Raw genomic sequence first — 26,913 nt, 5'->3', positions numbered from 1 at the left:
GCCGTGAACGTCAGCAGGTGCTGCGAGATCAGACGGAGTTTCTCTCAGCGGCACTGGAGCGGGACTGAATAGTCGTCCCACCTCTCGTGCAACCGAGGCCAAGTCTCCGTCCGATCAGGTCAGCTCAGATTCGACGCCGGTCGCCGACCCTGCGGAGGCGACGCAATAGAATCGACACCTGTGACGACCGCACGTGACGCTCTGCTGGGGAAGGTGCTCGATTATCTCATCGAGCACGGAGTTCGCGATGTCAGTCTGCGCACACTGGCGGCGAACATCGGCACCAGCCACCGGATGCTCATCTACCACTTCGGGTCCCGAGAAGGTCTGCTGACAGCGATCGTCGATCACATCTGGCACGCCCAGCAGGAGATCCTCGAGCAGTTTGCCGAAGCTCACCTCGACGATCCCGTTGAAGGAGCCTGGCAGTTCTGGCAGGCCCTGGTCAGGGACAGCTCGGTCATGCCACTGGTGTTCGAGCTCTCGGCCGCCGCGATGCAGGGCGCTCCGTGGAGAACGTCGTTCCAAGAAGGCGCGGCCCTCTACATCGACCGCTTGTCGCGTCGGCTGAGGCTGGCCGGAGTGCCGGACGAACGCGCGGAGGTCCTGGCCCGGTTGTGGGTTTCGACTGCGCGGGGCGCACTCTGGGAACTCAGGCTCACCGGAGACGTCCATGCGGCGAACGCCACCGTCCGCAGCCTCCTCGACTCCACGTTCCCCCCGTCCGCGAACTGAGGAGGACAGCACCAGAGATCACCTTCACGGGCGATGGGGCAGCATCCCGGCGAGCCGGTTGCGAGCCTCTGCCGCCCGGCCCTCGGCCAGAGCGACACGCGCGACCACGCTCGAAGCAGCGCGGATCAGCTGTGGGGCGATCAGCCTCCTGCGGGAATAGCGGGCGAGCGCTTCACTCGGCTCATATCGACCCAGCAGAGTGCCGAGGGCGACCGCGTCACGGATCGCCTCACACGCCCCTCGCCCGAGGTTGGGGGTCATGGCGTGGGCCGCATCGCCGATGAGCACAGCACGACCACGGACGAATGACCGCAGTCCTCGCGAGACATGGATTCCGCTGACGACCGTCTGCTCGGCGGTCGCCTCGGCGAGGACGTCGGACACTCGGGAGGGGAAACCTCGAGCGACAGTCCTGATGTGCGAGAGACCCTCCTCGGCGTCCGCGAACCGCCGGCCGGGGAACGCGGTGAACCAATTCGTCCGCCCTCCCGGCACCGGCGTGATCCCGAACAGCGTGCCCGAGCCCCAGTACTCGGTGACCTCCCCGCCGGACAGGTCGTGCTCGATCACCCCTCGCAGCACGGTGGCCCCATGGACGCGCGCGGCACTGCGCTCACCCCAATGATCTCGACGCACGGCACTGCGCGCCCCATCGGCACCGACGACCACCTCGGCGTCCAAAGCATGGGAATCGGCGATCTCCTCCGTGCGCCAGATGACCGACTCGGGAAGGGACTCGCGGAGGATCCGGTGCAGGCTGGCGCGGCCGATCATCACGATGTCCTGGGGGCCGCTTCGCAGCAGGGCACGATCGTCAGCAGCGCGAACGGTGGCACCCGTGACCCTGATCCCCTGCTGACGCACGGTCTCGCCGAGGCCGATCGCGTCCAGCGCATGCATCGCCGGGCGCCACATGCCGAAGGCGGTATCGACCTCGCGCCTCGTTTCGGGCGCAGTGCGTTCGCGCACCGTCACAGTCCAGTCCGGTCGTCGGAGGGCGCGTGCCAGAGTCAGTCCCGCGATTCCGCCGCCGACGATCTCCACGGCAGCCATGACCGAATTGTATAACTCTTGTCGTCCGTCAGCCCTGAGAGTGCGCGCTGTCGAGGACGGCCTCTCAGGGATGCTGACCCGTGTGTAGCGCTTGATTCAACTCCTGAGTCAGGGCCACGGCCGTCACAGACCCTTGTTGGGCTGGGATCGGCTATGTACCATTTGGTACATGACAGTTCTCATCTGCGGAGCCGGGCCCACAGATCTCGTGTCAGCACTGGTCCTGACAGCGAACGGGATCGATTGCCGAATCGTCGACAGACGCGCAGCCCCGAGGCCCAGTTCGCGTGCGCTCGGGCTCCAGGCCCGATCCATGGAGGTCCTCTCGGGACTCGGCATCGCCGAGAGAGTGGAACGGGTCTCCTACCGTCTCTCCAACGCAACGATCATGCGCGGTGACCGGCCTCTGGTGACCATGGCATGGATCCCGCCCGACAGTCGCTACCCCTACACCTACGTGGTTCCGCAGTCCGGCCTCGAAGAGATCCTCGCGGCTCGGCTTCTGGAGTGGGGAGTCCCGGTCGAACGCGATATCGAACTGACCTCGGTGTCGGCCGACGATGCCCAGGTGGTCGCCACCATGGCCGATGGTTCGACGATCGCCGCCGACTGGCTGATCGGAGCTGACGGGGCCCGGAGCCGCGTGCGGGAATCCGTGGGAATCGGCTTTCCGCATCAGGTGACGGGCGAGACCTACTACTTGGCCGATGCGACGATCGACCTCGACGTCGACATCGGCGACAGCGCGATGTGGTTGGGAAGGAACGGCCCGCTCATGTTCATGCGTCTGCCCGGAGACGATCATTCCTGGCGGGTCTTCGTCGACATGACCGACAGGGCCAGTCGTCGTCGACTGCCTGAGCTGACGAGGGAGAAACTGGTCTCACTGCTCTCCTCACGCGGACCGGGGACCGCCGAGGTCGAATCGCTCTCATGGACATCCGTCTTCCAGACCAGGCTGGGTCTGGCTGATTCCTATCGATCCGACCGCGTCGTCATCGCCGGGGACGCCGGTCATGTCTTCCCACCTTTCGGCGGGCAGGGAATGAACCTGGGAATCCAGGATGCGGTGAACCTGTCGTGGCGTCTGGCCGCGGTTGTCCGAGGCGAACCTGAGTCCCTGCTCGATGAGTACGAACGCGAACGCCGAGCGGTCGCACAGGCGACCATCCGAGATGTCGAAGCACGCCGGCGGATGTACGCCCTGCGCAACCCGATAGCTCGATCAGCCCGCGATCTGCTGCTGAGGCTCGCCGGAGGAAATCCTCGTGCCGCCCGTCGCGCGAGTCTGCAGAACTCTCAGCTGCTCACCACGTACCGGGCCGTCACTCCGGGGGGAGACCGAGGACAGGCTCCCCGACCAGGGGACCGGGCTCCTGACGGTCCGTTCAAGGGCGGCACTCTGCACGAGCACTTCGCTCCCGATCATTGGACCCTGCTGGAATTCGAGACGCTGGTGACTCGGGAGACGGTCGAGAGAGAATCGGGCCTGCACACGGTCCGCATTCCTCTCAGCGCAGACACCAGCCTGAATCTCCGACAAAGGTACGGCGTCGGCGATGCGCCGGAGTATGTTCTCGTCCGACCCGACGGTCACATCGCCACCCGGTCCTCGAAACTGGCGGAGGTCCGCTCTCAGCTCCCGACCATCTGATGAGCCCGGGCCTCCGTCGCCTTCTGATCGGCGAGTCGATCCGCTCAGAGATGGCGGCAAGCACCCTGGTCGTGGAGCTCGAGGGCCTCTGAACCCTCACCGCAGATCCACGCTGAGGTTCCCCTTGACCGTGGAGTAGATACGGCAGGACCCCGAGGCCAGGGGCAGTCCCTCCGCGGGGGCGCGCACCCGCCTCGGCGTGCCGACGATGTCGCCTGCCCGCAGTTCGACGACGACGTCGACGAGGACCGGGCCGAGCTCCGCGAGGTCCGCCCGGGCGAACACGGCATGACGCGAAGTCCCCCTGCGCTCGATCCCACCGGCCGCCTCGGCGTCCCCGTCCCGGACCCGGGCGACGATGCGGGCGATGTCGACCTCGTCGGCCGGGTCCAGGTCGACGTCGAAGCTCACGGCCTCCGCGTCGAGCGTGACCCGCGATGCCCGCGGGTTCTGCTCGAGGAGTCTCTGCGTCGACGCCAGGGACTCGAGTCCGGAGATGTCCCGGGAGCGGATGAGCTGTGCGCGCTGCCGGTAGGGGAACTCGAGGTGCGAGTCCAGACGTTCGGGGACGAAGCGCTCCATGAAGCGCACATGGGCGTGCACCCAGCGGCGCCGTGTCAGCGCTGACATCGCGGGAAGCCTCTCGGGGGCGTAGAAGCGCAGCGCCTTGCGGCGGAAGAGGTCGAGCACCATGAGCTCGGCGGTCCGGGGATCGGGTTCGAGCTCCAAGATGATGCGGGCCAGTTCGGTCACCGACTCCGTGTAGGACTCCGGGTGGACCCGTTCGGAGCTGATGTTGCGGCCGTCGTCGCGCTGGCGGAGGAAGTAGTGGTCGTAGTCGGCGAGGATCGCGATGCGCCGCGATCTCAGGTAGCACCGGGTGAGCATCATGCCGTCCTCGAGGCGGATCTTCCCCTCCGGGAACCGGATGCCGTGGGCCTCGATGAGCGAACGGCGGATGAGCTTCTGCGGGGACAGGGTCGCCAGCACCGTGCGCGCGTCGACGTCGACGACGGTGGCGGTGAAGAGGGAGGACTGGATCCGCCGGCCCCCGAGGGCGACCAGCCGGGGAGCGACGACATCGACGTCGTGCTCGTCGGCGAACGCCACCATCCGGCGCAGGGATTCGGGTCCCATCCGGTCGTCGGCGTCGCAGAAGAAGAGGTAGTCGCCGGTGGCCGCGTCGATGCCGACATTGCGGGGATGGCCGGGCCAGCCGCTGTTCTTCTCGTGGATGACCCGCCAGTTCGGGTGGCGGGAGGCGACGTCGTCGAGGAGGCGCCCGCCTCCGTCGGTCGACCCGTCGTCGACGGCGATGACCTCGAAGAGCGCGGGGTCGAGGTCCTGGTCGGCCAGGGAGTCGAGGAGCTCGCGCAGGTACGGCATGGCGTTGAAGACGGGCACGATGACGGACACCCGTGCGGACCCAGCGCTCGATGAGGGTCCCGTGTCGCCCTCGCGGACGCGGAACTGGGCCAGCCTGGCAGAGAGCTTCCTCAGCCTGCGGCGGGCCCCGGCCAGCCTGTCGCCCACGGACACACGGTCTCCCTCGATCGCACACCATCAACCTCAATCAAGCCATGGTTCGGCAGCCGGGAGCAGGAGGCACGCCGAGGCGGTCGCCGGCGCGCCCCCTCGATCGGAGGTCTCAGAGGCGGTTGAGCAGCTCCTGCTCGGCGTCGGGGTGGAGCTCTCCGGTATCGGGGTCGACGACCGGCTCGACCCGTCCCTGCTGTTCCCACTCGGTGGCGATGACGCCGAGTTCGGCCCTGATCGCTCCCTCGTCGGCGCCGAAGCGCTCGGTGTCGGTGATCTCAGCCATGGAGATCCTTCGCCGGTTCCTGCCCGGGCTTGTCGTCGCCGCCGGAGATCTTCGACTTCACCTCGCCGCCGGCCTTCTTCACCTCGTCGCCGGCGGTCTTCAGCGCCTGCTCGGCCTGCTCCTGGACGACCGGCGCCTTCTCCTTGACGGTCTCCTGGATGTCGGAAACCCGGTCCTGGACCTTCGGATCGTTCCACAGCTCCTGAGCCCGCTGCTTGAGCGACTCATAGCTCTGACGTCCGGCGCGCGCTCCCAGGACGTATCCGATCCCGATCCCTGCTGCCAGCAGAAGTTTGCCCTTCATGTTGCCTCCTTCTCTCGGGTTTCCCAATGGTGCCTTGAACTTAACGGCGATCGCCCAGGCGATCAAGAGGGGTTGCGGGAACCGTGGTCCTCGTCCTGGGCCAGGGCCTCGCGCACGGCGGCGAGGATCTCCTGGGCCGAGGCCTTCTCGGACTCGCTGCTCGTGTCGACCCGGACGACCGGGCCGAGTTCGAGCGGCGCGCTGCTGCGCCACAGGTCGACGTCGTTCGGATCGTCCTCGTGGATGCCGTGCCGGTCGCGGTTCTCATAGCGTTCGATCGCCTCGTCCAGCGGGGCGTCGCACCACACCTCGACGACCGTCGTCGCCCCCGCGGTGCGCAGGCCCTCGCGGACGCAGTCGAGGTCGCGCTCGAGCGCCCAGAAGGACTCGACGACCACCGTGTCCTCGACGAGGCCGGCGAGCTCCCAGGCCACCCTGTTCGCCAGCTCATGGGCCGGGTCCCTGGGGAAGCGATAGTTGACGGAGTCGACGAGGCGCTCGAGCACCTCGTCGACGGAGAGGAACGGAACATCGGCCTCGTCGGCGAGTTCGGATGCGAGGGTCGACTTCCCCGAGGCGGGGAGTCCGTTGACGAGGATCACGGTGGCTGCCATAGTTCCGTCCTTTCACGCCGCGCCTCCGACGGCCGAAGCGGTGTCCACCGCTCCTGGCGCCGCCGGAGGCCGACTGCTGCGTATTCTGTTCTCGCTGATCTCTCGGTCAGGGGGTGTCGATGAGACTGGCCCGATCGACGCGGCGGTGGAATCGCATTCCCGCCAGCCCGCCGAGGATCGCCGCAACCAGGGTCACGACCAAGGCGACGAGCGCGGCGATGATTCCCGGTGTGGTCAGGTTACCGAGGTCGGGGATCTGGGGGAAGCTCGACATGACACCGAGCTGCGATCCCGTGATCACCCCGATGACGGCGACGACGATGGCGATGACGACCGCCCACACCCAGACGGCGACGCCCTGCCTGACCCCGTTGAACCGGGCCATCCGTCCCGCGACGTACCCGCCGCAGTAGTAGGCGATGAAGAGGATCACGGCGAGAACGATCCCACCGATGATCCCGGCCGACTGCGGATCCTGCAGGGCCTGTTCGGCCACGTTGGAGTTCGTCGCGCCGCCGACCAGGGCGCTCACCGCACCGGCGAGCGCGGTGAGGAGGACCGTGGTGCCGACGGCCGTGAGCCAGCCGAAGAAGGCCGATCCGATCTTCACGCCGCCGAACGCCTCACGCTCCCTCTCGACGAGGTGGTCGCGCGGGTCGTTGATCGCGCGGCGCTCGCCGAGGCGGTCGCGGTCCCGCTCGTCGACCGGGTCGGCACCGGAGTCCGGATGGGGGTCCCGGTCGATGCCGTGGTCGCCGAGGCGGTCGCGGTCGGCATCGTGCTTGCCCAGATGGCGTCGACCCTCATCAGGGTCGGTCGGGCCTGCGTTCGTGCTCATCAGTCCTCACCTCACTGCCGGTCTCGCTGGTCGATGCCGTTCAGCGCCGGTCGCGGGGGTCGACATCCCCATCGGCTTCGATCCGCTCCTTGCGGACGTCCTCGCTGACCGTCTCCTCGTCGGTGACGCGCTCCTTGTCGAGACGGACGCGTTCGACGGGGACGGTCTCCTTCTCCACGACCGGTCGCTCCTCGTGGAGGGTGACCTCGTGCTCCTCCTCGCTGATCGCGGGGCCGTCGAGGGCCTCGTCGCGGTTGGCGTCGGTGATCGGCTCACGCTCGATCCGGACCTCCTCGCGCTGCACGGGCACGGTGCGGGTCTCGTTCTCCGTGACCACGTACTTGCGCAGTCGCGCCCGCCCGGTCTCGCGCGATTCGGTGCCGACGTGGAGCTCCTCCTCGGACCGGGTCATCGCATCGTCGGTGGTCGGACCCGAGGTGTCCCGGCCGACGGCGTCGCGGTCGGTCGCGTCCTGGCCCTGGACTCCCGCGCGGGTGCCGCCGGCGAGGTTGTAGTAGCGGTAGAGCTCGTCCTGCTCCTGCTCGCTGAGGTGGCCCTCGGGTTCGATGCTGGGCGCATCCTTGACGGTGTCCTTGTCGAAGGCGATCCGGATGTCGTCGCCGTCGATCCTCGCACCCTCGAGAGGAGCGAATGATTCCTTGGTGCCGAGGAGACCGGTGTTCGCGGTCACCCAGCTCGGGTTGCCGGTCCGGTCGTCGACGTAGATCTGGCCGACGGATCCGATCTTGTCGCCGTCGGGGCCGAGCACCTTGCCGTTGTTGTTGAGGACCTGGGCGATGTTCTCCGTGGAAATCATGGTGTTCTCCTCTGCAGTTGTTCCGTTGGTGCTGCTGGAGTCGCAACCGACGGTTGCGTGGCCCCACCGTAACCACAGGTCGCTTCACGCCGTAACCCCCGCGCGTTGACTCAGCGAAAACACCCGCCAAGCGGCAAGTGGGTTTGCGAGATCTCAGGGTTCCGGCACCGATTGCTCGGGCGGATCCTCATCGGCGTCGCGGTCGCCGATCCCGGGCCCGTCGCCGTCGAGCAGGCCGTCGCCGTCGAGCAGGGCGATCGCGGCGTCGGCGACCGCGGATCCCGCACCCGCGTAGATGTTGACGATCGCCTGCACCCCTTCTGCTTCCAGGTGCTCGACCTGGTCGGGTCGTTGGACGACGGCGGCGATGTGCCCCTCGAACCCGGCTGCGCGCAGCTGGTCGAGGGCGAACGCGTTGGAGTCGTGAATGGCCATGGCGAGGACGACGGTGCGGACGAATCCTCCGGCGACGAGACGCTGCCAGAACTCGTGATCGGTCGCATCCCCCTCGAGGACGTTGAAGCCCTCGTCCTGGAGTCGGCCCACCACCGCGTGGTCGTTGTCGATGCCGAGCACCTTGAGGCCCTTGCGGTCGACGAGCCGGGAGTAGGCCGAGCGTCCCACTCGTCCCATGCCGAGGACCACGACGTCGGCGTCGGTCGTGTCGATCGGCCGGTCCTGGGGACGCAGCTTCGCGGTGCTCTCGTCGGGCATCAGCCGCTCGAAGAACGCCGCGATCGCGAGGCTGTGCGCATTGGCCAGGGAGGAGACGATCATGCTCAGCGCGACGGCGAGCGAGATCGGTGAGATCCAGTGGTCGTCGAAGAGGCCCGCGGCGACCCCGACGACCACGACGATGATCGAGAACTCGGAGAAGTTGGTCAGCGCGAGGCTGCTCCTGATGCTCGTGCGGTTGCGCAGGCCGAACAGCCGGCCGAGGAGGATGAAGCCGAGGAACGTCAGCGGAAGCAGGATGAGGCACAGCAGCCCCGCCAGTTCGAGGTCCTCCCAGGTCGGCGTCGAGTGGATTCCGATGACGAGGAAGAAGCCGACGAGGAAGAGCTCCTTGACGCTGAACAGGACCTTCGACAGTTCGAGGGCCCGAGGGTGGGAGGCGAGCAGCGCGCCCATGACGAGGGCGCCGAGGTCCCCGTGGATGCCGACGCTGTCGAAGGCGTAGTATCCGGGGCCCAGGGCGATGACCACGCCGAAGAGCACGAGCAGTTCGTCGTGGCCGATCCGGTCGAGGATCCGCCGCACCACCCAGGTCGCCGGGATGATGAGGATGAGGGCGAAGGCCCACGGATCGGGCGGCTCGTCGCCGGTCAGTGTGAAGAACGCCACCGCGGCGAGGTCCTGGATGACGAGGATCGCGATCGCGGTCTGCCCGTAGTAGGAGCCGTCGTCCGACCGTTCCTCGAGGACCTTGACGCAGAGCACCGTCGAGGAGAACGACAGGGCGAATCCGAGCAGCGCCAGCGTCCGCCAGTCCCCGTCGAGGTCGGCGATGCCGATGGTGACCGCGAGCGCGACGGTCGCGCCGCCGGCGACGATGCTGGCGAGCATGTGGAGGACGGCGGTTCCGTACGCCTCCGGGTGGATGAGCGAGCGGAGGTCGAACTTCAGTCCGATGGTGAACAGGAGCAGGGTGACGCCGAGGTTCGCCAGGTCCTCCAGTCCCGGGAACGGGGCGATGTCGACGGCGCCGAGGAGGAAGCCGGCTCCGAGGAACCCCACGAGTGCGGGGACCCGGAGTTCGTGGGCGACCACTCCGCAGATCGCGGCGGCGACGATGGTCAGGACGATCTCATGCACGAACGTCCTCCTCGTCGCCGGGACCCATCGACCGCGTCGTCCGCCGTCAGCACCCCCCGTTCCGTCTGCGGGTACTTCAAAGTTACCGCGAGAAGGACCGTGTGGATACGGCTCACAGGATCCGGAATCGCGACAGGGTCCCGCGGCCGGGGTTCACTGCGCGCCGAGGTGCGCCGTCGGCTCAGGGGTCGATGCGCAGGATCCGATCGTCGTCCGGCCCGGGGTCGCCGCGACCGTCGGTGTTGTTGGTCAGCACCCACAGTGATCCGTCGGGGGCGACGGTGACGTCGCGGAGCCGACCGAAGTCCTCGCCGAGGCGCTCGTCGGACTCATCGAGCGCGTCGAGGGGGACATCGCGCAGCCGCTCACCCCGGAGGTTGGCGATGTGGATCGTCTCCTCGGTGATCGCCATCCCGCTGGGACTGGCCTCGGTCGGTTCCCACTGCTGCACGGGGTCGACGAAGTCGTCGTCGTTCGCGATGCCCTCGACCTCGGGCCACCCGTAGTTGTCGCCGGCGTCGATGACGTTGAGCTCGTCCCACGTGTCCTGACCGAATTCGCTCGAGTACATGGTGCCCTCGGCGTCCCAGGCGATGCCCTGCGGGTTGCGGTGTCCGAGGCTGTACACCGGGGAGCCCTCGAACGGGTTGTCCTCGGGCACCGCGCCCTCGGGAGTGAGCCGGAGGATCTTCCCCGCGTGGGAGTCGAGATCCTGCGCATCCGAACGCCTCCCGGCGTCGCCTGTCGTCGCGTAGAGCAGGCCATCGGGGCCGAATGCGATACGACCTCCGTTGTGGAAGCCGGCGGCGGGGATCCCGTCGAGGATCGTCTGAGGATCCCCGAGACCCAGTGCTCCCGGTTCGCCGGTCAGGGGATATCGTTCGATCCTGTTCTCGTCGCCGGCGGTGAAGTAGGCGTAGAGGTGGTCCTCATGGACGGCGATCCCCAGCAGCCCGCCTTCACCGTTCGGTTCGGCACCGTCGATGCTGCCGAGTTCCCGTGCGTTGCCGTCGGGATCGAGTTCGAGGATGCGGGCGCTGTCGCGTTCACTGACCAGCGGGGTCTGGCCGTGGAAGGCGATCGACCAGGGGGCGTCGAGGCCCTCGGCGATGACTCCGACGTCTCCGCCGGCCTGGTCGGCGCTCGGTGCCGCCTGGTCCGTTCCTGCTTCCGTTTCCGCCTCGGTGCCGGCATCGCGGTTCGACCCGGTGCCGGCGGGCTCAGTGCTCGTCGAGCATGCCGCGGCCGCGAGCACGGTCGCGCTGACTGCGAGGGTGACGATGAGCCTGCGAGGAGTCATGGCGGTCCTTCCGGTCGTCCACGACCAGGATAGGGGTCAGCTCATGGTCTGGGGAGGGCCTTACGGTGCCTCTCAGGATTCTGCGGACACCCGTCGCCCGGTGAGTCCGTCCGCACCCTGCTCAGGGAACCTGGTGGCCCGCAGCACGGAAGAGGCCGTACCACTCGCCGCGGGTCAGGCGGATGTCGGACCCGCTGGCGGCCTCGCCCACCCGGGAGGGGTTGGTCGTGCCCAGGACGACCTGGATGCCTGCGGGGTGGCGGGTGATCCACGCGGTGGCGATCCCGGTCGGGGTGACGCCGTACTTGTCGGCGAGACGATCGAGTTCGCCATTGAGCTCCGGCCAGTTCGGTGAGCCGAGGAAGACGCCGTCCTCGAAGCCCGACTGGAACGGCGACCATGCTTGGAGGGTGATGGAGGTGGTCCGGGCATGATCGATGACCCCGCCGCCGTCGCGGGTGATCGAATCGTCGTGGCCGGACATGTTCGAGGACAGTCCCTGTGCGACGAGCGTCGAATGCGTCACTGACAGTTGGACCTGGTTGACGACGATCGGCTGCCTCACCACCGTCCTCAGCAGATCGATCTGCCGCGGGGTGTGGTTGGAGACTCCGAAGGCACGAACCTTCCCGGCCGATTCGAGGTGGTCGAAGGCACGAGCGACCTCCTCGGGTTCGACCAGCGCATCCGGACGGTGGAGGAGCAGGACATCGAGGTAGTCGGTCCGCAGGGCCCGCAGGGACCGCTCGGCCGCGGCGACGATGTGCTCGTAGGACTGGTCGTAGCTCCACGGCTCGGCCACGATGCCGGTCTTGGTCTGCAGGATGATCTGCTCTCGCTCCGTCGGGCTCAGGCGCAGCGCCTCGGCGAAACGCTGCTCGCACAGATGCGGACCGCCACCGGGATGATTGAAGCCGTAGAGGTCGGCATGGTCGAAGAAGTCGATGCCGGACTCGCGGGCGGCGGAGTACAGGGTTCGGATCTCCCCATCGGTGAGCGCGGCGATCCGCATCATGCCGGCGATGACGTTGGGCACCGCGGTGCCGGTGGGGCCGAGGGGAACGGTGCGCATGCGTCGATACCTCCGTGGTCGAGTGCTCTCAGCACCCAGCCTAGGTGCACGATCGAGGGAGTTGGCTCACTTCGACGACGAAGGCCCCGGACCGATCCGGTCCGGGGCCTGTGCCGCGAGTGCTGTCTCAATGCTGCTCGAGTGGAGGTAAGGGGACTCGAACCCCTAACCCCCTGCTTGCAAAGCAGGTGCGCTACCAATTGCGCCATACCCCCGAGTTCCGCGAATTCCGTCGCGGACGTCCAGCCGATTCTACTCGCACCGTCGGCCGCGGCGCAAAGGATCGTCCCTGCAGGAGGTCGGGCACGGTCACCCGCCGATGGTCCGCGGGCTCAGACGGTCTTGCGCACCCCGTCGAGGAGAGGCTTGAAGACCAGCCCGCCGAGGAGCGCTCCGATGATCGGGAACACGAGGAACGCCCACAGCTGCATGAGCGACTCACCGCCGCCGTAGATCGCCGAGGCGATCGACCTCGCCGGATTCACCGAGGTGTTCGACACGGGAATCGAGATGAGGTGGATGAGCGTCAGGCTCAGCCCGATCGTCAGCCCAGCGGCGGCAGGAGTCGACCGGGGTGCCGTGGCACCGAGGATGACGATGACGAACACGGCCGTGAGGATGATCTCGACGAGGGCGACCGACAGGAGCCCGTATCCATCGGGTGACGCGTCACCGTAGCCGTTCGACGCGAAGTTCTTCAGGTCGGCTCCGTCGCGTCCCAGTGCGATGAGGAACAGCAGGCTGCTTGCGACGAGCCCGCCGACGACCTGCGCGATGACGTAACCGGGCACGTCCTTCCAGGCGAACCGCCCGGCCGTGGCGAGGCCGACGGTGACGGCGGGATTGAAGTGGCCTCCGGAGACGGGGCCGAACGAATAGGCTCCGACGACCACGGTGAGTCCGAAGGCCAGGGCGACCCCGAGGAATCCGACGTGCTCGCCGGCGAGGACCGCGGTGCCCACGCCGCCCAGGACGAGGAGGAAAGTGCCCAGCGCCTCGGCGCCCCAGCGGGCTCCGGTGCTCGGCAGCAGGGATTCGATGTCAGCTGGATGTGCGTCGGTGGCCATGTCGTGTCCTTCCAGAGGAAGCAGACGGCGGAGACGCAGGCACAGTGACCCGGGCGTCGCCGTCATCCCGCAGGTTCTCTTTCAACGTAGCACCGAAATCAGGAAATGGTCAGTTCGTTCACCGAAACTTTACATAGTCGTTCGCGGAGTCTCAGCCGTCCGATCGGGGCGCGGCTGTGGTTCCGTGGGCTGCTCCTCCGCTGCAGCGGATCCGCCCAGGGCCTCGATGCGGAGGGTGAGAGCGGCGATCGTCTCCTCGAGGGCATGGATGTGGGCGACGGTCGCGGATTGGTTCTCATCAGCGTTCTCCGACACCTTCTCGACGATCCAGGAGGCGAGCGTGCCGGTGACGACGCCGAGGAGCGCGATCCCTCCGAGCATCAGGCACACGGCGAGCATCCGCCCGACCCCGCTCACCGGGGCCATGTCCCCGTAGCCGACGGTCGTCACGGTGACGAACGCCCACCAGATGGCGTCGGGGAAGGTGTTGATCGCCGACTCGGTCCCGCGCTCGGCGTCGAGAACGGCCAGCGCCGCCGCGTAGACGAGGAGTGCCGAGGCCGAAGCGGTGTAGATGAGGATCCGACCGCGGACAGCGGTGCCGACAGTGCGGTTGAGGATGTGGAGAACCGTGATGGCGCGCAGCACCCGCAGGGGGCGCAGCAGCGGCAGGGCGATGACGGCGAGGTCGAAGAGATGGCGGCGGAACCAGACCCAACGGTCCGGAGCGAGGACGAGACTGATGACATAGTCGACGACGAAGACGAACCAGGGGACGATGACGAGTGCGAAGGCGATCTCACCGGTCCGACCTGTCGGCTGTCCGATGACCTGCCAGCTGTAGCCGCCGAGGAAGACGAGAGCGGCCGCGACGAGCGGCCATTCCATGATCTGCTGCCAGCGTTCGGAGTTCACGACACCGACCTCGGTGCGCCGGTACGGACGGTCATGAGCTCATCCCCTCGAACCAGGGGAGGGAGGGGAGACGGGCCGGATCGGCAAGGACCTCGAGCGAGGCGATGGTCCCGCCCGTGATGACGAACGCCATGACCGAGACCACGCGTGAGCGGTGCACCGCGGCGAGTCCGGGCATCCCGTCGACGAGAACCGGGATCGACTGGGCGGCGAGCCTGCTCATCTGGACCGCCTGGGCGGCGATGTCCGAGGCACCTGCGACGACCTGGATCCGTTCACCGTAGTCGGCCCGGAGGACCGCGTTCTCGTCAAGCATCTCGAGGAGAGTACGCAAGTCGCCGGTCTCGACCGCATGCCGCCATGCGTAGACGAGGCTCATTCCGCGGCGGCGGTCGCGCCCTGCCGATTCACCATTCTGCCGGAGTCGGCGCCTGGCACGGGAGGCGAGCTGACGAGCCGCCTCGGGAGACCGGTCCACAACGTCGGCGACGGTGTCGAAGGACTGGCCGAACACGTCGTGGAGGACAAAGGCGATCCTCTCCGCGGGACTGAGAGTCTCGACCACCATGAGCAGGGCGACGCTGATCCGATCGGATTCGATGACGGCGTCGACGGGATCCGGAGCCGGATCGACGGGTTCGTCCGTCCACGACTCGACATGCCAGGAATGCTCGCGGGTGCGCCGAGGTGAGCGCAGCAGGTCGAGGCAGACCCGGGAGACCACGGTGGTCAGCCAGGCGTCGAGGTTCTCGATCGTCGAGACCTCGCTGCGGGTCAGTCGCAGCCATGTCTCCTGGACGGCGTCCTCGGCGTCCGCCGAGCCACCGAGGAGTCGGACGGCGATCGCGTACAGTCGGGACCGCTGCGTCTCGAACCTCTCCGACAATTCCATGTCACATCTCCTCGTCCTCAGTCGTCAGGGTGATGACGGTCGAACAATCCGTCGAGTGACGAAGGAAGGATGATCATGACAGTCAACCCGATCCTGGTGACCGGTGGCACGGGGAACATCGGCACGCGCGTGGTGCGGATGCTGCACGAGGCCGATCGTGAGGTGCGCATCCTCACTCGTCGTCCCCACTCTAGCTCCCCGGGCACCGAATACGTCTACGGTGACACAGTGCGGAACCACGGCCTCGACGAGGCGGTAGCCGGCGTCGACACCCTCATCCACCTCGCGGGCGGTGCCCGGGGAGACGATGCAGCGGCGGACAATCTCGTCGCGGCGGCCCGCCGCGCCGAGGTGCGGCACATCGTTCTCATCTCAGTCACCGGCGCCGAGCGGATGCCGATCGGGTACTTCCGCCGCAAGGCGAAAGCCGAGGACATCATCATCGGTTCCGGTTTGCCCTTCTCGATCCTCAGGGCAGCTCAGCTCCACGACTTCGTCCTCCCGATCATCCGGTCCCTGTCGATGCTGCGCATCGCTCCGCGGGGACTGCGATTTGAACCGGTCGACGCCGATGAGGTCGCGGCTCGCCTCACCGCCCTGGCCCTCGGCACTCCGGCCGGTCGGGTACCCGACGTCGTCGGACCGCAGGTCCTCGACTGCAGGGAAATGGTTTCCACGTACAACCGAGTGGGAGAGCTGCGTCGTCCCATCGTGTCGATGCGGCTGTGGGGGACGATCGGCCGGGCCTATCGCGAGGGAGCCAACTTGGCAGAGGCCGGCGCTGTCCGGGGTCTGCGCTCGTGGGAGGAGCATCTGCGGGGCACCGCAGCCGTGGCCGGCTGACCATGGTCAGCACCGGACAACGCGAAATGCCCCGCCATTCGACGGGGCATTCCTCGATTCTGTGGAGGTAAGGGGACTCGAACCCCTAACCCTCTGCTTGCAAAGCAGATGCGCTACCAATTGCGCCATACCCCCGAGAGCGGGTGTTCACCCTACACCGAGTCGGTGTACTTGGACCATTCGGCCTGGGCACTCTGGTTCCTGTGCCGCCACCGGAAGAAGAATCCCAGTCCCACCAGGGTGAGACTGCTGAGAATCCATCTCTTCATGATCCTCCTCGAAAGGATGTGGGCCTACCTGGACTTGAACCAGGGACCTCTTCGTTATCAGCGAAGCGCTCTAACCGCCTGAGCTATAGGCCCTTTCCGGGGGTGAACCCGAAGTAAAAATATACCCAACCCGCCTCGTCGAACACAAATCCGGCGGCCGTGACTCCGGTCACAGGCCGCCGGATCGTCAGTGCGTCCGATTCAGTCGTCGGTGAGCGTGAGGTGGAAGCCGCCCGCGATGAGGGAGCCGATGTTGTAGAGGAATGCGGCCAGGGTCGACAGGGCGGTGAGCAGCACGATGTTGATCACCGAGATGATGAAGCCGGCCGCCACGACCCGACCGAAGCCGAAGATGCCCACGATCCGCTCGGCGGACTCGGCACCGGCCAACTCGGTCATCGTCGCCTCCATCGAGCTCATCACGCCGGTGGCCTGGAGCACGACCCAGAGCACGACGAATGCGACGATGGTCGCGATGCCGATGGCCACCGAGATGAGGAACGACATCTTCATCACGGACCAGGGATCGACCGCCGACACGGTGAGCCGAACGGTCCGCGGACCCTTCTTCTTCTTGCCCTTGCCGCTCTCGACCATGTTCTTGACGCCCATCTTCACGCCGCCGGAGCTGGCCCGGACGGTGTTCGCCGCCGCTGCCATCTTCGTGGTGGCGCCGCCCGTCGACTGCGAACCGGATCCCGTCGACTGCGATCCCGCGCTCGGGGCGGAGGGCCCGGACCCGGTGGGGGCGGACTTCCCGGTCGATGGCGCCGACTTCGGAGCGGGAGGGGCGACGACCGTGGGAGGTCCGCTCGACTTGGCGGAGCTGCCCGACTTCGCGGCGTTCCCGGACTTCGCCGCATTTCCCGACGGCGCGGGAGACTGCTGGGCCGGCCGAGGCGACTGCGCGGGCCCGGACCCGGCCCTGTCGTCGGTCTTCGCCGAGCCGGCGGTCAAGCGAGTCGAGCCGCTCGAAGTTCTGATGATCTTGCCTGAGCCTGGCTTCTTGTTGTCGCTCACTCTTCCACATCCTCGCTGCCGGTCTCAGGCGCTGCGCCCTCAGCCTCGGCTACGTCGGCTTCGTCTTCAACTGCGGTCTCGGGTCCACGGGTCACTGCGATGATACGGTCATTCTTGCCCGGCTTGGCGAACACCACACCCATCGTGTTGCGTCCCTTCGCAGGGACCTCGTCGATGTTCGACCGCACCACTTTACCGCGTTCCATGACGACGAGGACCTCTTCGCCCTGTTCGACGATGAGTCCGCCCACCAAGTCTCCGCGTTCCTCCGTGATCTTGGCAACTCGGATCCCGAGGCCGCCGCGGCCCTGCAGCCGGTATTCGTCGACGGGAGTGCGCTTGGCGTAACCGCCCTCGGTGACGACGAAGACGTACCTGTCGGGCTGCACGACGTCCATCGTCAGCAGCTCGTCGTCGTCTCGGAACTTCATGCCCGTGACCCCCGACGTGACGCGGCCGAGCGGCCGGATCGTCTCGTCATCGGCGGCGAAGCGGATCGACATCCCCTTGCGGGAGATGAGCAGCAGGTGGTCCTCGGGTCCCACGATGCGCGCCGAGACCAGCTCGTCGGGCTGACCGTTGTACTCCCGGAGGTTGATCGCGATGACGCCGCCGGTGCGGTTCGAGTCGTACTCGCTCAGCCGTGTCTTCTTCACGACGCCGGAGCGGGTGGCGAGGATGAGGAACTCCGCCTCCTCGTAGTCGCGGATCGAGAGCACCTTGGCGATCGTCTCGCCCGGCTGCAGCGCGAGGAGGTTCGCGACATGCTGACCCTTGGCATCGCGTGAGCCCTCGGGGATCTCGTACGCCTTGGCCCGGTAGACGCGTCCGGTGTTCGTGAAGAACAGCACCCAGTTGTGCGTCGAGGTGACGAAGAACTGCTCGACGACGTCGTCACCGCGCAGTTGGGCGCCCTTGATCCCCTTGCCGCCGCGGTGCTGGGCGCGGTAGAGGGAGGTCTGGGTGCGCTTGGCGTACCCGCCACGCGTGATCGTGACGACGACCTCCTCCTCGGGGATGAGGTCCTCCATCGACACATCGCCGTCGAAGCCGGCGAGGATCTTCGTGCGGCGGTCGTCCCCGTAGCGGTCGACGACCTCGTCGAGCTCCTCGGACACGATCTCGCGCTGCCGCGCGGGGGTCTCGAGGATGTGCTTGTACTCGGCGATCTGCTTCTCGATCTTGTCGGCCTCCTCCTGGATCTTCAGCCGCTCGAGGGCGGCGAGCCGCCGCAGCTGCAGATCGAGGATGGCGTTCGCCTGGAGCTCGTCGACCTCGAGCAGCTCCATCAGCCCGGTCCGGGCCTCATCGGACGACGGTGAGCGGCGGATCAGGGCGATGACCGCGTCGAGGGCGTCGAGAGCCTTGAGGTAGCCGCGCAGGATGTGGGCCCGCTCCTCGGCCTTGCGCAGCCGGAACTGGGTCCGCCTGACGATGACCTCGATCTGGTGCTTGACCCACAGACGGAGGAACGAGTCGAGGCTGAGGGTGCGCGGAACATTGTCGACCAGCGCGAGCATGTTCGCGGAGAAGTTCTCCTGCAGCGAGGTGTGCTTGTAGAGGTTGTTGAGCACGACCTTCGCGACCGCGTCGCGTTTGAGGACGATGACGAGGCGCTGTCCGGTGCGTCCCGAGGACTCATCGCGCAGGTCCGCGATGCCCGCGACCTTGCCGTCCTTGACGTAGGAGGCGATCTTCGCGGCCAGGGTGTCGGGGTTGACCATGTAGGGCAGCTGGGTGACGACGAGGCACGTGCGCCCCTGGATCTCCTCGACCTCGACGACGGCCCGCTGGGTGATCGATCCGCGGCCGGTCCGGTAGGTGTCCTCGATGCCCTTGCGGCCGAGGATCGTCGCGCCCATCGGGAAGTCGGGTCCCTTGACGATGCCGAGCAGGGCCTCGAGCGCCTCCTCCTTCGTCGCCTCGGGGTGGGCGAGGAGCCATTGTGCCCCGGCGGCGACCTCACGGAGGTTGTGCGGGGGGATGTTCGTCGCCATGCCCACGGCGATGCCGGCGGAGCCGTTGACGAGCAGGTTCGGGATCCGCGAGGGCAGGACGACGGGTTCCTGGTTGCGGCCGTCGTAGTTGTCCTGGAAGTCGACGGTCTCTTCCTCGATGTCGCGGACCATCTCGAGGGCCAGGGGCGCCATCTTGCACTCGGTGTACCGGGGGGCCGCGGCGCCGTCGTCACCGGGAGAGCCGAAGTTGCCCTGGCCGGCGATGAGGGGATAGCGCATCGTCCACGGCTGCACGAGGCGGACCAGGGCGTCGTAGATCGCGGTGTCGCCGTGCGGGTGGTACTGGCCCATGACGTCGCCGACGACGCGCGAGCACTTGGAGAAGTTGCGGTCGGGGCGGTAGCCTCCGTCGAACATCGCGTAGAGGACGCGGCGGTGGACCGGTTTGAGACCGTCACGGACATCGGGCAGGGCGCGTCCGACGATGACGCTCATCGCGTAGTCGAGGTACGACCTCTGCATCTCGAGGTTGAGGTCGACCTGTTCGACCCGATTGATCTCGGTCCCGATTTCGTTGTCGTCAGCCAATGTGGGCTCTTTCCTTCTCTGTCACCGAGGCATGGTCAGCTCGGCGGGTGAGTGTGTGGGGTCTGCGCTGCCTCCGCCGAGGTGACCGGAAGTCCCGGCCACACCTCGGCGAGGTGGGGATCAGATGTCGAGGAAGCGGACGTCCTTCGCGTTCTCCTGGATGAAGCGACGGCGCGAATCGACGTCGTCGCCCATGAGCACGGTGAAGATCTCGTCGGCGACGATCGCGTCGTCGAGCGAGACCTGCTTAAGCAGCCGATGGTCGGGATCCATCGTCGTCTCCCACAGCTCCTCGTAGTTCATCTCGCCCAGACCCTTGTAGCGCTGGATCGCCAGGTCCTTGGGCAGCCGCTTGCCGGCGGCCTTGCCCGTCGTCAGCAGACCGTCGCGCTCCCTGTCGGTGTAGGCGAACTCGTGCGGGGCGTTCGTCCACTTGATCCGGTAGAGCGGCGGGGTGGCGAGGTAGACGTAGCCGTGCTCGATGAGGGGCTTCATGTACCGGAAGATCAGGGTCAGCAGCAGAGTGGTGATGTGCTGACCGTCGACGTCGGCATCGGCCATGAGCACGATCTTGTGGTAGCGGAGCTTGTCGAGGTCGAACTCCTCGCCGATCCCCGTGCCGAAGGCCGTGATCATCGCCTGGACCTCGTTGTTGCCCAGGGCCCGGTCGAGCCGGGCCTTCTCGACGTTGAGGATCTTGCCGCGCAGCGGCAGGATCGCCTGCGTGTTCGGGTTGCGACCCTGCGCGGCGGAGCCGCCGGCCGAGTCACCCTCGACGATGAAGACCTCCGAGATCGCCGGGTCCTTCGACTGGCAGTCCTTGAGCTTGCCGGGCATGCCCGAGGTCTCGAGGAGGCCCTTGCGGCGGGTGGCCTCCCGCGCCTTGCGGGCGGCGAGCCTCGCCTGGGAGGCCTGGATGGACTTGCGGACGACGTCCTTGGCCTGGGCGGGATTGGCCTCGAGCCAATGCCCGAGCTCGTCGCGGACGACTCTCTGGACGAATCCCTTGACCTCGGAGTTGCCGAGCTTCGTCTTCGTCTGCCCCTCGAACTGGGGATCGCCGATCTTCACCGAGATGACCGCGGTCAGCCCCTCGCGGATGTCATCGCCGGTGAGGTTGGGATCTTTCTCGCGCAGCAGCTTCTGGTCGCGGGCGTAGGCGTTGATGAGCGAGGTCAGCGCGGTGCGGAAGCCCTCTTCATGGGTGCCGCCCTCGTGGGTGTTGATGACGTTGGCGTAGGTGTGCACGGACTCGTTGTACGCGGTCGTCCACTGCATCGCGATCTCGAGGGCGAGAGTCTGCTCGGTCTCCTCGGCCTCGAAGACGATGACGTCGGGATGGACGACCTCGGCCTTCTTCGTCGAGTTGAGGTACTGGACGTAGTCGAGCAGCCCGTGCTCGTAGAGGTAGGTGACCTCGCGCGGCTTCGCCTCGGTCTGCTCGTCCTCGTCGATCTGGACGTTCTCGTCGTCGACCTGGGTATGACGTTCGTCGGTGAGGCTGATCTGGAGTCCCTTGTTGAGGAACGCCATCTGCTGGAACCGGGCCCGCAGGTACTCGTAGGAGAACTCGGTCGTCTCGAAGATCTCGGCGTCGGGCCAGAAGGTCACCGAGGTGCCGGTCTCCTCCGTCGCCTCCCCGCGGGTGAGCTCACCGGTGGGAACGCCTCGGCGGAAGTCCATCGTCCATACGTAGCCATCGCGCTTGACCTCGACATCGAGGCGTTCGGACAGGGCGTTGACGACGGTCGATCCGACGCCGTGGAGGCCGCCGGCCACCGCGTATCCGCCGCCGCCGAACTTGCCTCCGGCGTGGAGGATCGTGAGGATGACCTCGACGGTGGGCTTGTTCTCGGTGGGGTGCATGGCCACGGGCATTCCGCGTCCGTTGTCGACGACGCGCACGCCGCCGTCGGAGAGGATCGTCACCTCGATGTGATCGCAGTAGCCGGCCATCGCCTCGTCGACGGAGTTGTCGACGATCTCCTGCACCAGATGGTGGAGACCGCGTTCCGAGGTCGATCCGATGTACATGCCCGGGCGCTTGCGAACTGCTTCGAGACCTTCGAGTACCGTGATATCCCCGGCATCGTATCGGGACTGATCCTCGGTCGTCATGTGACTCCTTGTCCAAGTGAACGCTATCGGCCTCCCATTCTACCGTGCCGAAGTGTGAAATGCCCGTAAGCGGCCTCAGAGGGCCGTTGTGCGGATTTTCGAGCCATCGGCAGTACCCCCGGACAGGTGAGGGTCATGCGAACGCCGTTTACGGCGTTCTGTCGCTTTCGCCGAGACAGGCCCATACCCCTGAGGAGGATCCGACATCCTCCGCGCAGCTCGAGAGCTCTGCGGTCGTGCCCGGCCGTTCAGCCGTACGTGTCACGCGGTCCTCGCCCGGCCACGGTGCGGCGGCCCTTCTTGAAGGTGCGCCCGCGGGGGCCGCGGATCTCGATCTCGGTGATCGTCCGCGATCCCAGGCCCGTCTCGAGGGCGTCGAGGATCGAGGGCTTGAGGACGCGCAGCTGGGTCGCCCAGGTCGTCGAGTCCGCGGCGATGACGAGGAGAGGGGGCGAGAAGTCGACGGGGGTGCAGTGCTGGGCGACCTGGGCGCCAACGAGGTCGGGCCAGCGGCCGAGGACCTTGCCGATGTCGATCGACGAGCTCCACCCCCGGGAGGAGATGAGGCTGCCGAGAGCCGAGGAGATCGTGGCCGGGTCGCGCTTGTCCTTGCCCGCCGAGGTGTAGGTGACCTCTCCGCGCACCCGGGAGCGCCGGCGGGACGGGACGTACCGGGACTCCGTCGCCTCCATGCGACGGACCCGGTCGAGGGCCTCGAGGGCGGCCACCGGGGTGGCCTCGTCGCGGATGATGCCGCTCATGTCGATTCCGCCTCGCGCAGGAGCCGGGACTGATCGATCCTGGTGCCGACGAGGCCAGCGGGCAGATCGGCGTCGACGGCCGCCGTGATGAGAACCTGCTCGGCCTCGGTGATCCTGGCGGCCAGTCGTGACCGTCGTCCGGTGTCGAGCTCGGCGAAGACGTCGTCGAGGACGAGGATCGGCTGCTCGGCGACAGAGCCGGCATCCGCGCTGAGCAGGTCCCAGCCGGCCAGCTGCATCGCGAGCGCCAGCGACCAGGTCTCCCCATGGGAGGCGTAGCCCTTGGCCGGATGCTCACCGATCGTCAGGGCCAGATCGTCCCGGCCGGGCCCGTGCAGAGTCAGCCCGCGCTCGATCTCCGTGGTGCGGCGGCGTTCGAGCGCGGCGAGCAGCAGCTCCCGGCACTCGGCCGCCGACTCGGCCGACGAGTAGTCGATCCGGGATTCGTAGCGGGCCTGGATGCCCTGCCGTTCCAGGCGGGCATCGGCGGCGATGTAGGCGAAGTTCTCCTGCAGTCCCGTGACGATGTCGGCGAGGAGCCTGCGTCGACCGGCCACCAGCTCCGAGGCAGCGTCCGCATAGGCCATGTTCCAGATGTCGAGGGTCGCCTCGAGTCCCGGATCGCGGTCCTCGCGCAGTCGCTTGAGCAGGGCGTTGCGCTGCTTGAGCGCACGTTCGAAGTCCGTGATCACCGAGGCGTAACGGGGATTGCGGGCGACGACGAGGGCGTCGATCCAGTTCCGGCGCTCGGCGGGCTCGCCGCGGACGAGGCTGAGGTCCTCGGGAGCGAAGACGACACAGGAGACGAGGCCGAGGATCTCCCGGAGCCTGACCGCCGAACGGTTGACCCGCGCCCGATTGGCCCCTTTCGACTGGATCGAGACCTCGACGACGGCATGGCGCGGGCCGCGATTGACCAGGGCGGAGATGGTCGCCGCCTGGGCGTTCTCGTGGACGAGCGGGGCGTCGAAGGCGACGCGGTGGGAGCGCAGGTGGGCGAGGTAGCCGATCGCCTCGACGATGTTGGTCTTCCCGGTCCCGTTGTCGGCGACGAACGTGGTCACTCCCGGCTCGAACTCGAGATCGAGCTCGCGGTAGGAGCGGTAGTCACGCAGGGAGAGTCGGGATATCCACATTCAGATGCGGGTGGGCATGAGCAGATAGCGGTACGACTCGTCAGCCGGGGAGTCGAGGTCCTTCTGACCCGAGATGATCACGGGCTTCATCGGCTGGGTGAAGGAGAAGTTGACGTACGGGCTCTCGACGGCGGCCAATCCCTCGGCGATGTAGTGGGGGTTGAAGCCGACGGTGATCGGTTCGCCCTGGAGGGTCGCCTCGACGGCCTCGGACGCCTGGGCGTCGTCACCGGTGCCGGCATGGAGCGTGAGCAGACCGTCGCTGACCTCGAAGCGCAGCGGGGTGTTGCGCTCGGCGACGAGCGAGACACGGCGCACGGCCTCGCGGAGGACCCCGGTCTCGACGATCGCGTGGATCGGCACGGAGTCGGGGAAGAGAGACCGCACCTTCGGGTACTCGCCCTCGACGAGCAGCGAGGTCGTCACCCGTCCCGCCGAGGTGAAGGAGATGAGGTCCTTGCCCGAATCGGTGCTCAGCCCGATCGTCACGTCTCCGCCGAGGGACTTCGAGACATCGGACAGCGTCCGGCCTCGCAGCAGCGCGACGGCGGAGACGTCGGGTCGGCCCGGGTTCCAGGTGAATTCGCGGACGGCGAGGCGGTAGCGATCGGTTGCGAGCAGGGTGACCTTCTCACCCTCGATCTCGACGCGCACGCTGGTGAGGATCGGGAGGGTGTCGTCCTTCGATGTCGCGATCGTCACCTGGGAGACGGAGTTCTGGAACTCCCCGGCGGAAACCGTGCCCGAGGCGTCGGGGATCTGCGGGAGCGAGGGGTACTCGGCGACGGGCATGGTCATCAGCGAGAACCGGGACGACCCGCACGTGACGTCGACCTTGGAGCCGATCTGCTCGAGTGTCACCTCCTGATTCGGCAGGGCCTTGGAGATGTCGGCGAGGAGACGGCCGGAGACGAGGACGGTGCCGGCCGAGACGACGTCCGCCGAGATCTCGACCCGCGAGGAGACCTCGTAGTCGAAGACGGCCAGACGGACGGTGCCACCCGCCTCGGCGGTGATGAGGATGCCGGTGAGCACCGGCGCGGAGGGGCGGTTGGGAAGGGTCTTGGTGGCCCAGGTGACCGCGTCAGCGAGGACATCACGGTTGACTTTGAACTTCAGGGTCGATGCTTCGGCGTTCACTTCACTCCTTGGGGCTGTCCACCCGATGTACTCACTGCTCTCCGGTTTCACGCTGCTCGGAAAACTCTACACAGCGTAGCCGACATCAGTGCCCCGCCTGCGACGGAATCTCGGATCCGAGAATCGCTCGAGACCGAATGTTCGAATAACCGGAAGGCTCCGGACTCGGTGCTCCGTGCCGGTGTCGACCTCATCGGCCCGCCAGGCAGCAGGCGGTGGCGGGAACCCTCTTGAGAGATGAATTCACTCAGTAGAAGTATTAGCACCTGTGGACTCTGTGGACAACCCTCGATGACTCCCGGATGATCTGGGCTGACAGCCCTTCGGTGGGTGTGGATGAGGTGTGCAGCCAGGGGCGGGGTCCCGGGAACGCCTGGGTAAGCACAGGCATGTAGTTCACATCCGTCCACGTCCCCTTCGCCCTCTGTCCACGTCCTCGTCCCCAGAGTGGCCTGTTTGTCCCCATGGTTATCCACAGATGTGCATAGCCGATTCTATAGGCGATGCTGTTGTTTGATGCGGTTTGTGAGTTCGGTGACCTGGGTGTAGACCGCTCGTCGTTCGGCCATCTGAGTTCGAATCTTCTTGTTGGCGTGCATGACGGTCGTGTGGTCGCGGCCCCCGAATGCCTGACCGATCTTCGGCAGGGACAGGTCGGTGAGCTCGCGGCACAGGTACATCGCGATCTGGCGGGCAGTCGTCAGGGTGCGGGACCGGGAGGTGCCGCAGAGATCGTCGAGGGTGAGGCTGAAATAGGCGGCCGTCTGGCCCATGATGTCGGCCGCGGTGATGGTCGGGGTCTCGTCCTGGGTGATGAAGTCCTTGAGCACGGTCTCGGCCAGGCTGACGTCGACGAGCTGGTCGTTGAGGTTGGCGAAGGCCGTGACCCGGATGAGGGCGCCCTCGAGTTCGCGGATGTTCGAGGAGACGCGTGAGGCGATGTACTCGAGGACGTCGTCGGGGACGTCGAGCTGTTCGCCGGCGGCCTTGCGCCGGAGGATCGCGAACCTCGTCTCCATGTCGGGGGGCTGGACGTCGGTGAGCAGTCCCCATTCGAAGCGGGAGCGCAGTCGTTCCTCGAAGCCCTTGAGCATCTTCGGCGGCTGGTCGGAGGTGATGACGACCTGTTTGGCCTCGTTGTGCAGCGCATTGAAGGTGTGGAAGAACTCCTCGACGGTCGCATCCTTGCCCTGCAGGAACTGGATGTCGTCGATCATGAGGATGTCGACTTCGCGGTAGCGCCGCTGGAACGCCGGCCGGAGGGAGTTCGAGGTGCGCGAGGAGCCGATCGTGTTGATGAAGTCGTTGACGAACTCCTCGCTCGAGACGTACTTCACCCTGATCTCCGGGAACAGCTGCGTCGCGTAGTAGCCGATGGCATGGAGCAGGTGGGTCTTGCCCAGGCCCGAGTCGCCGTAGATGAAGAGGGGGTTGTACGCCTTGGCCGGCGCTTCGGCCACCGCGAAGGCCGCGGCGTGCGCGAAGCGGTTGGAGGCACCGATGACGAAGGTGTCGAACGTGTACTTCGGGTTGAGCTGTGCCACCCCGGGGATCTCCGTGCTCGTCGTCTCCGCAGCAGGAGCCTCGGCGAGCTTCACCGGGGAGTTGTCCACAGGTGCTGGGGACGACGTCGCCGTCGTCGCAGCCGAGCCGGTGACCGCCTCCGGGGGGCGGAAGCCGGTCTTCTCGGGCACGTTGTCCACAGGGGTGGGAGCCGGAGCGGCCGGAGGCTCGTCGAGCACGTGATCCTCGGTCCGGGGGGTCGGTGCGCTCGCCGAGGCGGGGGCGGAGAACTCGGGGGCTGCTGTGCTCTGGGGAGTGGGCTCGCCGATGAGCTCCTCGAACTGGACCGGAACGTCGAGGTCGGGTTCGACGACGAAGCCAAACGTCACGTCGAAGCCCAGCACCTTGGAGAATTCCCTGGTCAGAGGCTCGCGGAGGCGAGTTTCGATCGTGCGTCGAGTGTGCTCGTCGCGGACGGCGAGAACCACGAGGGAGTTGTCGACGAGCGCTTTGGGAAGGGCGAGGAGCAGGAAGCCCCGCTGGTGGGCGGAAAGGTTCTCGTCCTGTTCCAGGGTCGAGACCACCGTCCGCCAACGGCTGATGAGCTCATTCTTGGAATTCGGCAATCTTCCTCCAGTTCCACACTGCGTCACGGGCGCGGTCCACACCTGTGCATGAC

The 26,913-nt window shown here is 67.0% G+C and carries 23 protein-coding genes and 3 tRNA genes; 3 read left to right on the top strand and 23 right to left on the bottom strand.

Annotated features, from left to right (window positions below):
- The first annotated feature begins 180 nt into the window (after positions 1-180).
- Positions 181-735 (top strand): TetR/AcrR family transcriptional regulator, encoded by a 555-nt coding sequence (locus DFO65_RS04220; RefSeq protein ID WP_181778614.1) that lies wholly within the window; start codon positions 181-183, stop codon positions 733-735.
- Between the two features lie 24 nt (positions 736-759).
- Here the strand turns inward: DFO65_RS04220 and DFO65_RS04215 are convergent, their stop codons facing one another.
- Positions 760-1,788 carry an FAD-dependent monooxygenase gene (locus DFO65_RS04215; RefSeq protein ID WP_113903158.1) on the bottom strand — a complete coding sequence of 343 codons (1,029 nt, stop codon included), beginning with the start codon at positions 1,786-1,788 and terminating at the stop codon, positions 760-762.
- 169 nt (positions 1,789-1,957) lie between these two features.
- Between DFO65_RS04215 and DFO65_RS04210 the strand changes: the two genes are divergently transcribed.
- Positions 1,958-3,442, top strand: a complete 1,485-nt coding sequence (locus DFO65_RS04210; RefSeq protein ID WP_113903157.1) for an FAD-dependent monooxygenase — start codon at positions 1,958-1,960, stop codon at positions 3,440-3,442.
- A gap of 96 nt (positions 3,443-3,538) precedes the next feature.
- On the opposite strand, the gene DFO65_RS04205 is transcribed toward DFO65_RS04210, so the two are convergent.
- The 13 genes from DFO65_RS04205 to DFO65_RS04150 all read right to left on the bottom strand — a co-directional run bounded on the left by DFO65_RS04205 (position 3,539) and on the right by DFO65_RS04150 (position 14,898).
- On the bottom strand, positions 3,539-4,975 hold the full coding sequence (locus DFO65_RS04205) for a glycosyltransferase family 2 protein (RefSeq protein ID WP_147233242.1): 1,437 nt from the start codon (positions 4,973-4,975) through the stop codon (positions 3,539-3,541).
- A gap of 115 nt (positions 4,976-5,090) precedes the next feature.
- A complete protein-coding gene (locus tag DFO65_RS17035) occupies positions 5,091-5,264 on the bottom strand; it encodes a hypothetical protein (protein WP_181778613.1) in 174 nt (57 codons plus the stop codon).
- Positions 5,257-5,568 (bottom strand): YtxH domain-containing protein, encoded by a 312-nt coding sequence (locus DFO65_RS04200; RefSeq protein ID WP_113903155.1) that lies wholly within the window; start codon positions 5,566-5,568, stop codon positions 5,257-5,259. Before DFO65_RS04200 ends, DFO65_RS17035 begins: the two co-directional genes overlap by 8 nt.
- 62 nt (positions 5,569-5,630) lie before the next feature.
- Positions 5,631-6,182, bottom strand: coding sequence for a P-loop nucleotide/nucleoside kinase family protein (locus tag DFO65_RS04195; RefSeq protein ID WP_113903154.1), 552 nt, complete (start codon positions 6,180-6,182; stop codon positions 5,631-5,633).
- Between the two features lie 106 nt (positions 6,183-6,288).
- A complete protein-coding gene (locus tag DFO65_RS04190) occupies positions 6,289-7,020 on the bottom strand; it encodes a hypothetical protein (RefSeq protein ID WP_245940466.1) in 732 nt (243 codons plus the stop codon).
- Between the two features lie 40 nt (positions 7,021-7,060).
- Positions 7,061-7,837: a YsnF/AvaK domain-containing protein gene (locus DFO65_RS04185; RefSeq protein ID WP_113903153.1), complete on the bottom strand. Its 777-nt coding sequence runs from the start codon at positions 7,835-7,837 to the stop codon at positions 7,061-7,063.
- A gap of 153 nt (positions 7,838-7,990) precedes the next feature.
- Positions 7,991-9,652 (bottom strand): cation:proton antiporter family protein, encoded by a 1,662-nt coding sequence (locus tag DFO65_RS04180; protein WP_113903152.1) that lies wholly within the window; start codon positions 9,650-9,652, stop codon positions 7,991-7,993.
- A 181-nt stretch (positions 9,653-9,833) separates the two neighbouring features.
- Entirely contained in the window at positions 9,834-10,952 is a 1,119-nt protein-coding gene (locus DFO65_RS04175; RefSeq protein ID WP_113903151.1) for a PQQ-dependent sugar dehydrogenase, read from the bottom strand.
- A 121-nt stretch (positions 10,953-11,073) separates the two neighbouring features.
- On the bottom strand, positions 11,074-12,024 hold the full coding sequence (locus tag DFO65_RS04170) for an aldo/keto reductase (RefSeq protein WP_113903150.1): 951 nt from the start codon (positions 12,022-12,024) through the stop codon (positions 11,074-11,076).
- 142 nt (positions 12,025-12,166) lie between these two features.
- Positions 12,167-12,239 (bottom strand) — tRNA-Ala (locus DFO65_RS04165).
- Between the two features lie 117 nt (positions 12,240-12,356).
- Complete coding sequence (gene aqpZ / locus DFO65_RS04160; RefSeq protein ID WP_181778612.1) at positions 12,357-13,091, bottom strand: aquaporin Z; 735 nt, start codon at positions 13,089-13,091, stop codon at positions 12,357-12,359.
- A 129-nt stretch (positions 13,092-13,220) separates the two neighbouring features.
- Positions 13,221-14,006 carry a potassium channel family protein gene (locus DFO65_RS04155; protein ID WP_220151227.1) on the bottom strand — a complete coding sequence of 262 codons (786 nt, stop codon included), beginning with the start codon at positions 14,004-14,006 and terminating at the stop codon, positions 13,221-13,223.
- 31 nt (positions 14,007-14,037) lie between these two features.
- Complete coding sequence (locus DFO65_RS04150; protein WP_113903149.1) at positions 14,038-14,898, bottom strand: sigma-70 family RNA polymerase sigma factor; 861 nt, start codon at positions 14,896-14,898, stop codon at positions 14,038-14,040.
- Positions 14,899-14,973: 75 nt separating this feature from the next.
- Here DFO65_RS04150 and DFO65_RS04145 point away from each other — a divergent pair, with 75 nt between their 5' ends.
- Complete coding sequence (locus DFO65_RS04145; protein WP_113903213.1) at positions 14,974-15,741, top strand: SDR family oxidoreductase; 768 nt, start codon at positions 14,974-14,976, stop codon at positions 15,739-15,741.
- 62 nt (positions 15,742-15,803) lie between these two features.
- Here DFO65_RS04145 and DFO65_RS04140 read toward each other — a convergent pair.
- The 9 genes from DFO65_RS04140 to dnaA all read right to left on the bottom strand — a co-directional run bounded on the left by DFO65_RS04140 (position 15,804) and on the right by dnaA (position 26,860).
- Positions 15,804-15,876: transfer RNA gene (locus tag DFO65_RS04140), tRNA-Ala, on the bottom strand.
- 153 nt (positions 15,877-16,029) lie between these two features.
- Positions 16,030-16,103: transfer RNA gene (locus DFO65_RS04135), tRNA-Ile, on the bottom strand.
- A gap of 108 nt (positions 16,104-16,211) precedes the next feature.
- Complete coding sequence (locus DFO65_RS17260) at positions 16,212-17,030, bottom strand: DUF3566 domain-containing protein (RefSeq protein WP_245940465.1); 819 nt, start codon at positions 17,028-17,030, stop codon at positions 16,212-16,214.
- Positions 17,027-19,576: a DNA gyrase subunit A gene (gyrA, locus tag DFO65_RS04125; RefSeq protein ID WP_113903148.1), complete on the bottom strand. Its 2,550-nt coding sequence runs from the start codon at positions 19,574-19,576 to the stop codon at positions 17,027-17,029. Before gyrA ends, DFO65_RS17260 begins: the two co-directional genes overlap by 4 nt.
- Before the next feature lie 120 nt (positions 19,577-19,696).
- Positions 19,697-21,694 (bottom strand): DNA topoisomerase (ATP-hydrolyzing) subunit B, encoded by a 1,998-nt coding sequence (gene gyrB, locus DFO65_RS04120; protein ID WP_113903147.1) that lies wholly within the window; start codon positions 21,692-21,694, stop codon positions 19,697-19,699.
- A 248-nt stretch (positions 21,695-21,942) separates the two neighbouring features.
- Positions 21,943-22,455, bottom strand: a complete 513-nt coding sequence (locus DFO65_RS04115) for a DciA family protein (RefSeq protein ID WP_113903146.1) — start codon at positions 22,453-22,455, stop codon at positions 21,943-21,945.
- A complete protein-coding gene (gene recF / locus DFO65_RS04110) occupies positions 22,452-23,591 on the bottom strand; it encodes a DNA replication/repair protein RecF (RefSeq protein WP_113903145.1) in 1,140 nt (379 codons plus the stop codon). The genes DFO65_RS04115 and recF overlap by 4 nt, the downstream gene beginning before the upstream one ends.
- A complete protein-coding gene (dnaN, locus tag DFO65_RS04105) occupies positions 23,592-24,731 on the bottom strand; it encodes a DNA polymerase III subunit beta (protein WP_181778611.1) in 1,140 nt (379 codons plus the stop codon).
- 494 nt (positions 24,732-25,225) lie between these two features.
- A complete protein-coding gene (gene dnaA / locus DFO65_RS04100; RefSeq protein ID WP_245940464.1) occupies positions 25,226-26,860 on the bottom strand; it encodes a chromosomal replication initiator protein DnaA in 1,635 nt (544 codons plus the stop codon).
- Positions 26,861-26,913: the final 53 nt, after the last annotated feature.

Origin of the sequence: Brevibacterium sanguinis (genome assembly GCF_003315415.1) — a bacterium.
Classification (GTDB): Bacteria; Actinomycetota; Actinomycetes; order Actinomycetales; family Brevibacteriaceae; genus Brevibacterium; species Brevibacterium celere_A.
This window is presented reverse-complemented; position numbering and strand designations above follow the sequence as displayed.

Coding starts and splice junctions, on each gene's coding strand:
- DFO65_RS04215 (WP_113903158.1), bottom strand. CDS start 1,788: ATGGCTGCCGTGGAGATCGTCGGCGGCGGAATCGCGGGACTGACTCTG.
- DFO65_RS04210 (WP_113903157.1), top strand. CDS start 1,958: ATGACAGTTCTCATCTGCGGAGCCGGGCCCACAGATCTCGTGTCAGCA.
- DFO65_RS17035 (WP_181778613.1), bottom strand. CDS start 5,264: ATGGCTGAGATCACCGACACCGAGCGCTTCGGCGCCGACGAGGGAGCG.
- DFO65_RS04200 (WP_113903155.1), bottom strand. CDS start 5,568: ATGAAGGGCAAACTTCTGCTGGCAGCAGGGATCGGGATCGGATACGTC.
- DFO65_RS04195 (WP_113903154.1), bottom strand. CDS start 6,182: ATGGCAGCCACCGTGATCCTCGTCAACGGACTCCCCGCCTCGGGGAAG.
- DFO65_RS04190 (WP_245940466.1), bottom strand. CDS start 7,020: ATGAGCACGAACGCAGGCCCGACCGACCCTGATGAGGGTCGACGCCAT.
- DFO65_RS04185 (WP_113903153.1), bottom strand. CDS start 7,837: ATGATTTCCACGGAGAACATCGCCCAGGTCCTCAACAACAACGGCAAG.
- DFO65_RS04175 (WP_113903151.1), bottom strand. CDS start 10,952: ATGACTCCTCGCAGGCTCATCGTCACCCTCGCAGTCAGCGCGACCGTG.
- DFO65_RS04170 (WP_113903150.1), bottom strand. CDS start 12,024: ATGCGCACCGTTCCCCTCGGCCCCACCGGCACCGCGGTGCCCAACGTC.
- aqpZ (WP_181778612.1), bottom strand. CDS start 13,091: ATGGCCACCGACGCACATCCAGCTGACATCGAATCCCTGCTGCCGAGC.
- DFO65_RS04150 (WP_113903149.1), bottom strand. CDS start 14,898: ATGGAATTGTCGGAGAGGTTCGAGACGCAGCGGTCCCGACTGTACGCG.
- DFO65_RS04145 (WP_113903213.1), top strand. CDS start 14,974: ATGACAGTCAACCCGATCCTGGTGACCGGTGGCACGGGGAACATCGGC.
- gyrB (WP_113903147.1), bottom strand. CDS start 21,694: ATGACGACCGAGGATCAGTCCCGATACGATGCCGGGGATATCACGGTA.
- DFO65_RS04115 (WP_113903146.1), bottom strand. CDS start 22,455: ATGAGCGGCATCATCCGCGACGAGGCCACCCCGGTGGCCGCCCTCGAG.
- recF (WP_113903145.1), bottom strand. CDS start 23,591: ATGTGGATATCCCGACTCTCCCTGCGTGACTACCGCTCCTACCGCGAG.